The organism is Pseudemcibacter sp. (assembly GCF_965661635.1).
Classification (GTDB): Bacteria; Pseudomonadota; Alphaproteobacteria; order Sphingomonadales; family Emcibacteraceae; genus Pseudemcibacter.
Genome location: NZ_CBFIEP010000157.1, coordinates 1 through 5,680, shown reverse-complemented (window position 1 = coordinate 5,680; position 5,680 = coordinate 1). Strand labels below are relative to the sequence as shown.

Genomic DNA, 5,680 nt, shown 5'->3' with positions numbered 1-5,680 from the left:
AAGTTAAAGCCATTAACCGGAGTACCCGCAGCTTTTTCACTATAAAAGAAAGTGTAATTTACACCAGCACCAACATATGGCTTATAACCTTCCATTGGCACGTGATATTGTAATGACAATGTTGGCGGCAACAACCACGCGCTACCAAGTGGCACATCACCAACGTCCGTACCAATTGCTGTTGCATTATGTTTTGCAGTAGCCGCAATTAACTCAAGACCGATATTATCCGCAATAAAATAGGTGAAATCCACTTCTGGAACCACTTTATTATCGATATCAGCTGTACCGTTAATTGACGTTGTGGCACTCGCATCAGGTGATACATAAATTGCACGCGCGCGAACAAAAATATCGCCTGCTTGCTGTGCACTTGCAGTTTCGCTCGCAAAAAGCGAAGCAGAGATAAGACCTAATGCGGCCACGAGTTTTTTTGACATGTTTTCCTCCTGTCAGTTTTATTTCATGAACCATCTTTACACCCGGAAAGTGTTTAAAATCTTTGACCCGGGTCAAATAAGTTGCGATAATCCAGCCAAGTCAAAAATAATGAGTATAAAATATTGCCGACCTCTCCATTCATCATCATGTCAGCACCAAATGGCGCCAGAAGGCAGATAAAAGATCATCCGGAAATTCCAATTTCTCCTGATGAAATGGCCGTATGTGCTGAACAAATTCTGGAAGCCGGCGCAAGTATTCTTCATCTGCATGTTAGAGAAGACGATGGCAGCCACTGCTTAGATGTTGATCGCTACCAAAACTCAATCAATGCCATTAAAAACAAAGTAGGTGATCAATTAATTATCCAGGCCACCACTGAAGCCGTCGGCATTTATGACCGCCATCAACAAATGGAAATGGTTAAAAAACTTAAGCCCGAAGCCGTCTCTATCGCGCTGAGAGAACTTTGTCCAACTGATGATGAATTAGGTGAGTTTGAAGCATTTAATAAATGGGTTATCAAAGAAAATATATTCCCACAATATATTCTTTATAACCCCGACGACCATATTCGGTTTGAAGAATATATTAAAAAGGGAGTTTTTCACCATGACACACCATTCGTCCTTTATGTCATGGGCAGCTATAATGGCCCTACACCCGATAAAGATTCATTAAAAAAACTCGCTGTCAATAATAAAAGACCTTGGGCAGCCTGTGGTTTTTCCGAAAACGAAAAAGATTGCATCAATCATTCCACTAAAGTAGGCGGTCATATCCGTGTCGGTTTTGAAAACAATATTTGGCGCGAAGACGGAAGTTTATTAGAAAATAACGGTGAAATGATTAAGCATGCTGCCACAGTCGCTATGAATAATAATCGTCCTATCGCGAGCGTCGATGACGTAAGAAATATTTTTAATTTAAGAGGATAAAATGACATTAAAAACCATAAGTGTGCTGCAAATCGGTTCCGTGCCGAGCAGCACACAAGAAACCTTAGAAAAAATATTATCCTATGAAGCAGAGATTAAGCGATCAGGAGCTGATATTGTTGTCATGCCCGAAGCAATTTTGGGAGGCTATCCCAAGGGAGAAAGCTTTGGGACACAATTGGGTTTCCGTCTTGAAAGCGGACGTGAAATCTATCAAAAGTATTACGATGCGGCCATTGACTTATCCGGTCCTGAGGTAAAAACACTTTCAGAAATGTCAAAAAGGTTAAATGCAAACCTTGTTCTTGGCGTCATTGAGCGCGCAGGCGCGACGCTTTATTGCACAGCAATTTTTATAGATCCAAGTGGCGGGTTAACGCATAAACACCGTAAATTAATGCCCACGGGATCAGAGCGCCTGATTTGGGGACAAGGAGATGGCTCAACTTTACCCGTAATTGAAACCAATGCAGGAAGAACAGGGGCAACCATATGCTGGGAAAACTATATGCCGCTACTACGAACGGCACTATACGCCAAGGGAATTGAAATATGGTGTGCCCCAACGGTTGATGCCCGTCCCGTATGGCAATCCACCATGCAGCACATCGCATTAGAAGGCAGATGTTTTGTAGCAAGTGCCTGCCAATATCAACCATCTCCCAATGAACTCGGTCAAAAAGTTGATAACTGGGGTGCCGATGATGCTCTGATTAGTGGCGGAAGCGTCATTATCGGTCCACTCGGCGACGTTCTTGCCGGTCCTCTATTAGATAAAGAAGGGCTTATATCCGCTGAAATTAATATGGATGACCTTGCAAAAGCACGATATGACCTTGATGTTATCGGCCATTACGCGCGGCCCGACATATTCGAGCTACGCGTCAATGAAACACCAAGACAAAGCGTCACTACTTTTGTCGAAGAGGCCGACTAATCATAGAATAATTAAGTCGGTAAATTGGCAATCACTTGCTCTAAATGGGCCATTGCTTCTTCGGTTGGACCGGGATAGTCACCTATTATTGGTGAATTCCCCATATAACCGATATCCTCAATCCCTTCAGGACTTGTGAAATATCCGCCAAACACAAGCGCCCTAAATTTATCGAAGAAGATAACCGCATGTTCAAATTCTTCTAATTTGCCATGGCTCGTATAAGCAATATCATCTAAAATTTGAGCCTGCTCAGCATCACTTGCTGTTAGGAATTTTTTATTGAACCGCCTGCCCGCTTCATCTTCGAGCCACGTTAAACCATTTAAAATAAGCACTCTATCTTGCTGCTGATTTTCATATGGTGCACTCACCCACTCGTCGATTACATCTGGCACACCGACCTCGGTTGCTGAAGGACCACCTTCGTCGGCGGGGCATATAATATCACAAAGACGCGCCACCATATCAAGCTGATCATCATCTAATGTTTTTGGCCAAGGAACGACAGGGTTTAACATATCCGGATCTTGACCATATTTTGGTCCCGTGATGGTTTTAAATTTTAAATCAGGCCAATTACTGGCGCTTTTAACTTCGGGCATTGCATCATCTGCCGCATCACAACCAACAACAATTCCACCGATCAAAACCGTTGAACTCATGGTACCTATCCATTTTAAGCTGTCACGACGACTGATTTTTGAATTATAAAATTTACCCATTTTTAATCTCCCCACCTTTAATTTCATGAGCCAATTTTGTCGCATTTTTCATTGCTAACGTTAGGATCGTAATTGTACAATTTTTATGTGGATTTGATGCAAAAACGCCACCATCCATAATGTATAAATTATCCACGTCCCATGTCTGACCCCATTTATTGGTAACCGAAGTTGCGGGATCATCGCCCATGCGGGTTGTTCCCACTTCATGAATAATTAAACCACCCGGAAGAAGCGCTTCTTCAGGTGTACGTTTTGGCGAAGTGACATACCCGCCCATGGCTTTGATAATTTTTTCTGTCCATTCAATGCCGTGTGCAACCTGATTATATTCTTCATCAGACCATTTCCAATGGAACCTTAAAACGGGAATACCCCATTTATCTTTCATGGTCGGGTCAATATCACAGTAACAATTTTCATTCACGACCATTTCACCACGTAGGGCGAAATAAATACCGCTACCATATTTTTTTCTTAATTTATCTTTGGCTTCTTTACCGTATCCATCAACACCGCGTCCCGTGCTCATGCTTGGTTCAGCAAAACCGCCGCCAATTTCTAAATGATATCCGCGTTTAAATTTAACGGAACCGCTATCCTGCCCTTCATAATCCCACCATGGTATATATAGATGATTACCTGAAAGCCCGTCTTCGTTATATTTTGGTCGTCCTTCTAATGCCGGAATATACCCCGTGAAATCTGCGCCTGTGCTATCCATAAGGTTACGGCCAACCTGCCCACTAGTATTTGCAATACCGTTTGGGAATTTTTCACTTTTTGAATTGAGCATCAATCGCGCTGTCTCACAAGCGCTCGCCGCCAGAATAACATAATCCGCATCAACACGAACGTCTTCCCGCGTTTTGCGGTTTACAAATGTAACTCCTGATGCTTTTTCATCATCATTAAGATGCACTTCTTTTACCATCGCATCGGTAACAACTTTTAAATTACCCGTGTCTTTCGCCCACGGAATAACCGATGTGGTTGTTTGAAATGCGGCACCAATGGAACATCCGCGTCCACAATCCGTCGCATTAAAACATGCTTCACGGGTATCCTGTGCGCGCGTTAATACGGCACGGCGCATCGGCACAATCGGCAACCCTAATTTTTTACAAGCGGCCTCAACCAATAATTCATAAACACGTGGCTTTGCGTGTGGCTGCAAAACGCCTTCACCACTATCCGGCACATCATAGATGCCAGGATTATTACCGGAAACACCAACCAGTTTTTCACACTTATCATACCATGGCTGCACTTCATCATAATCTAGCGGCCAATCAACTCCCAATCCATCATGGGTATAGGGTTTAAAATCACGATCATTAAAGCGCGGAACATATCGACCAAAATGATTGGTTCTACCGCCCAACATGCGGGCACGCCACCATCTAAATGTCGTACCTTCCGCGTTGGTATAAGGCTCACCCGGAACAGACCAGCCACCATCTATTGTCGCGTCATAATAGCCAAAATCTTTATCAGATGTGCTTGATCCACGAAGTGGCGCTTCATGGTTTTCCATAAACATCGGGGTTTCTTCGACAGGGTCATAATCACGACCCGCTTCAAGCATTAAAACTTTAACGCCTGCTTCCGCTAATATATGCGCTGCCATTCCCCCACCGGCGCCAGAGCCAACGATTAATACGTCATATTCAAAACCGTCATAAGATGCCATTTTAATTCCCTTTTACTTTTTAAGAAAACTATAACTCATATATCACGAATTGACAGCCCCAATTTGAAACTTTATTCTTTTGCGAAATATTTAATTTTTAGGAACGTTAAAAATGATCAAACCCGCTATATCTTTCACCACAATTATAATCACTTGCATGAGTGTTTCTTGGTCGCAAATGGTTCCTGAACCGCGCGCCACTGAAGTCTGGGGTAAAGAGCCTTTGAAAATAATACCCTCAAACAACGGCGGTGCCCCATCTGATGCAATTATTCTAGACCATGCCTCTTGGGAAAGTGTAAATGGCGGCGCAAACAAATGGACAAATGATAACGGTGTAATGACTGTAAACCCCGGCACTAAGGATATACGTACAAAAAAATCATTTGGCGATGTGCAGCTTCATGTTGAGTGGCGCATACCAATTCTTGATGCAAAATTTGTCGATCAGGATAGAGGAAACAGCGGCGTATTCCTGCAACAATTTTATGAAGTTCAAGTATTAGATAGTTATGAAAATAAAACCTATAACAATGGTCAAGCCGGATCACTTTATAAACAACATATCCCACTTGTAAATGCGACAAAGCCTGCAATGGAATGGCAATCATATGATATTATTTATACGGCCCCACGCTTTAGCAAGAACGGAACCGTTATTTCACAAGCACGTATGACGGTACTACATAACGGTGTGCTGATCCAAAATAATGTATCTCTAACCGGACCAACCGTTTATATCGGCGCTCCTTCTTATGAAGCACACGGCAATTTACCGATATATCTACAAGACCATGATCATAAGGTTAGCTACCGCAATATTTGGGTGCGTGAACTTTAAGGTTTGGACATTTCTCAAGCCATTTCTTTGTATTTAACCTACTATAAAAATCATCAATTTTTGGTCTTTTTGGGTTTATAGTAATACTGTTTGAAAAAAGGTTAT

The 5,680-nt window shown here is 42.5% G+C and carries 6 protein-coding genes; 3 read left to right on the top strand and 3 right to left on the bottom strand.

Annotated features, from left to right (window positions below):
• Window positions 1-440 (bottom strand): OmpW/AlkL family protein (locus ACTF6W_RS10590; protein WP_438994514.1); only part of this gene is annotated, 440 nt, incomplete at its 3' end.
• 123 nt (window positions 441-563) lie between these two features.
• Here ACTF6W_RS10590 and ACTF6W_RS10585 point away from each other — a divergent pair.
• Both ACTF6W_RS10585 and ACTF6W_RS10580 read left to right on the top strand, forming a co-directional pair.
• Window positions 564-1,379, top strand: a complete 816-nt coding sequence (locus ACTF6W_RS10585; RefSeq protein WP_438994513.1) for a 3-keto-5-aminohexanoate cleavage protein — start codon at window positions 564-566, stop codon at window positions 1,377-1,379.
• 1 nt (window position 1,380) lies between these two features.
• Window positions 1,381-2,316: a carbon-nitrogen hydrolase family protein gene (locus ACTF6W_RS10580; RefSeq protein ID WP_438994512.1), complete on the top strand. Its 936-nt coding sequence runs from the start codon at window positions 1,381-1,383 to the stop codon at window positions 2,314-2,316.
• A gap of 11 nt (window positions 2,317-2,327) precedes the next feature.
• On the opposite strand, the gene ACTF6W_RS10575 is transcribed toward ACTF6W_RS10580, so the two are convergent.
• On the bottom strand, window positions 2,328-3,041 hold the full coding sequence (locus ACTF6W_RS10575; protein WP_438994511.1) for a gluconate 2-dehydrogenase subunit 3 family protein: 714 nt from the start codon (window positions 3,039-3,041) through the stop codon (window positions 2,328-2,330).
• Window positions 3,034-4,734, bottom strand: a complete 1,701-nt coding sequence (locus ACTF6W_RS10570; RefSeq protein ID WP_438994510.1) for a GMC family oxidoreductase — start codon at window positions 4,732-4,734, stop codon at window positions 3,034-3,036. The genes ACTF6W_RS10575 and ACTF6W_RS10570 overlap by 8 nt, the downstream gene beginning before the upstream one ends.
• A 112-nt stretch (window positions 4,735-4,846) precedes the next feature.
• Here ACTF6W_RS10570 and ACTF6W_RS10565 point away from each other — a divergent pair, with 112 nt between their 5' ends.
• Complete coding sequence (locus tag ACTF6W_RS10565; RefSeq protein ID WP_438994509.1) at window positions 4,847-5,575, top strand: 3-keto-disaccharide hydrolase; 729 nt, start codon at window positions 4,847-4,849, stop codon at window positions 5,573-5,575.
• Window positions 5,576-5,680 lie beyond the last annotated feature (105 nt).